The 2,915-nt window shown below is 58.4% G+C and carries 2 protein-coding genes; both read right to left on the bottom strand.

What is annotated here, in order from left to right:
- On the bottom strand, window positions 1-854 hold an 854-nt coding region (locus ACIQ3A_RS14800), incomplete at its 3' end, for an alpha/beta hydrolase (protein WP_396432488.1).
- 99 nt (window positions 855-953) lie between these two features.
- A partial coding sequence (locus tag ACIQ3A_RS14795; RefSeq protein ID WP_396432487.1) for a TonB-dependent receptor plug domain-containing protein occupies window positions 954-2,915 on the bottom strand: 1,962 nt, incomplete at its 5' end.

The following is a 2,915-nucleotide window of genomic DNA, read 5'->3' as shown; positions in this document are numbered from 1 at the left end:
AGGGCTAGGGCCAGTCCATTCAAACGCGTGCCAGGGCGGGTCAGGTCGGTCACCACGCTGAAGTGGTTCATGCCTGGCAAGGCCTCGCACACGGGCACGGTCTTGGGGCCCCAGGCTTGATGGATCAAGCGGTTGTGGCGCAAAAATTCTGGGCTCTCATCGCCACCTACCACGGTAAAAAGCACCCCTTTGCGCGGTCGCTGCCATTTGGCAGGGCTGGCCATGCGCACATGGGCCGGGGTGAGCTTCAGGTCGCCCTGTACAAAAAGTGTTTTGCGCACAGGATCCAGATCAAACAGACCCGAGATCGACAGGGCTTTGCGCACCAGACCCGCGGGCAAGTCACGGCCCAGTTTCTTCCAGTCACAGGCCAGCAGCATGGCCGCCAAATGCCCACCTGCCGAATGGCCGATCACGGTGATGTTGCGGCGATCCCCGCCGTGCGCGGCAATGTGTCGCCAGACCCAGGCTGTGGCTTTGGCCATTTGCAAGGCAATGTCGGGCACAGTCACAGGCTGCTCGCTTGTGCCTGGGCACAAAGCGTAATTGACCACCACCACGCAAGCGCCCATGTCCCGCAGTGCAGGGGCCACGAAAGAATGGTCTGATTTGTCGAGGCTGCGCCAGTAGCCCCCATGGATAAAGATCACCACGGGTGCATCGGCGCGGGCAGCAGCAAAGATGTCCAGGGTCTCGTTGGGACCCTCGCCATAGCGCACATCGACTTGCGGCTTCAACGCATCGCGGGCCTGGGCTGATGCATTTGTCCAATGGGCGAAATGGTCCGCAAAATCAGGCACCAGCGCCCGGTTGTTGTACATGCGGTCGTGCCAGGCGGCGTCTTTGGTGGGCATGGGAGTCTCCAATGGAATGAGGTGTGCATCTTGGCACAAGCCCGGACCCGTAGCAGCCAAACCCGCGACACGCTGGTGCCGTCTGGCAACACGTAAAAATCAGATTTTCATTTCCAGCCGCAGCTGAAGGTTGCGCCAGTTGCGGTCTGTGGTTCGTGCTGTTTCACGCAGCGTACCGTTGTCGAAGGTGGTCGCGGTCCGATAATCGCGCGGCAGCAGGTTGCTGACAGTCAGGCGCAAAGCCGTGGCAGTCGAAAAACGCCACAGGCCATACATATCGACCACGCGCTTGATGCCTTGGTAAGACAGTTGCTCCTGGCTGCGCCGAGTGTCGTAATCAGGGTTCCAGTTGACATTTCCCCCCAGCGTCAGCGGCAAGCCACGCAAGCGGTAATCGCCCCCCAAATTGGCAGTCATGTTGGGCTGCTGGTCCAGGCGGTTGTTGGGGCCAGGCACCTCTTTGACTTTGGAACGGAAGAAGCTGGTGTTGGCGCGGATGTCGACAGGCCAGGCCTCAGCCCAGGCCTGATTCAAGCGAAATTTGGCTTCCAGCTCAATGCCTTGGGTGTAGGCGTCGCCGACGTTGGCAGGCGAAGAAATATAGCGCTGTGTCGCACTGTTGTAAGCGGTGGTGTAACGGATTAAGTCGGTGATGTTTCGGTGAAACACATTGGCGCTGAGCACGCCACCCTGGTCCAGATAACGCTCAAAAGCCACATCCACACCTGTTGCCAGCTCTGGCTTCAAGTCAGGATTGCCCGTGCGGTCAGGCTGAGTCCAGCTGTTTTCACCCAAGGAGGGCACGTAGCGCGCCACCAGGTTGTAAAGGGTTGGTGTTTTGTAGCTGCGGGTCAAACTCATGCGAATTTGGTCACGCTTTTTTGCATCTGGTTTCCAGACCGCATGCAGCAAAGGCGTCCAGACTGCACTTTCATTGCGTTTGAGAACATCATTGAGAGCGCCTTCAGTCAGGATACTTTCGTAGCGCAGCCCCCCATAAGCAGACCAATTGGCATTGATCTTGAATTCGTCTTGCGTGTAGGCCGCCCAGCGGCGTGTTTTGGCATTCAGGTCTCCGCCGTCTTCCAAGCTCGCAGCATTGCCTTTTTCATCCCGGCGCACCTGCTCCAACTCCAATCCACTGACAATCTGATGCCCGTTGTCCAGGGTACGCGTCCATTTGCCGTTCAAGCTGGCACTTCTGTCGACAAAATTTTGAGTCTCAAAACCATTGCGCAAAAGTGGCTGTCCGCTACCGCTCAGCGCACCAGCAGCGCCCGTCTGGTCCAGGCGGTAGTCATACCTGGACTCACCCAGACCAAATCGCACTTCCAGCCGGTCATCGGCGGACAAGCGCTCAGCCCATTGACCATTGAGTCTTCCCATCGAAAAACGACTGTGGGTGACCGATTGGATGCTGTCACTTACAAAAGGGCTTTCAAGGGTTGTGACCCGAGCATTTGTCTGGCTGCGCCAGTCGGAGCCGATCACAAAAGGCATCAAGGTGAGACTCCTGCCTTTCTCGCCTTTCCATTGCAAGCGGGCGTTGGCATGAATCGCCTGCCGATGCCCTTCGCTGCTGTTTTCCCGAACACGGTCCGTATTTTCTGAAGATTCCGTGACAGTCACACTTTCATCAGCCCGCCGGTTGTCCATCGCCGACAGCGTGAAGGTTCCGTTCAGGGGCTCAGTTTTAAGGTTGTGCACCCAGTTGAGCTGGCTGGAGCCTTGCCCGTGCTCCTGACTGCGTGTGAGTTTCAAATCGTCCGGGTTGGCTTTTTGCCCTTCGCGCAGCACGATGTTGATGGTGCCGGCAATCGCACGGGCCCCAGTTTCAGCGGTTGGCGCACGCAAGATTTCAATTCTTTCCACCTGCTCGGGGGTCAACGAATCGACCGAAAAACCCGGCGGCATGCGCTCCCCGTCCAGCAAAATTTGCGTGTAACCCCCGCCCAAGCCCCGCATGCGGATGGCCCCGCCGCGACCAGGCGCACCTTGCACCGTCACGCCTGGCAAGCGCTTGAGCACATCGCCCAGCGTCGCGTCGCCTTGTTTCTCGAT

This window comes from Limnohabitans sp. (genome assembly GCF_044361985.1).
Classification (GTDB): domain Bacteria; phylum Pseudomonadota; class Gammaproteobacteria; order Burkholderiales; family Burkholderiaceae_C; genus Limnohabitans_A.
The sequence above is the reverse complement of the archived record's forward strand: the minus strand, read 5'-3'. Positions and strand labels throughout refer to the sequence as shown.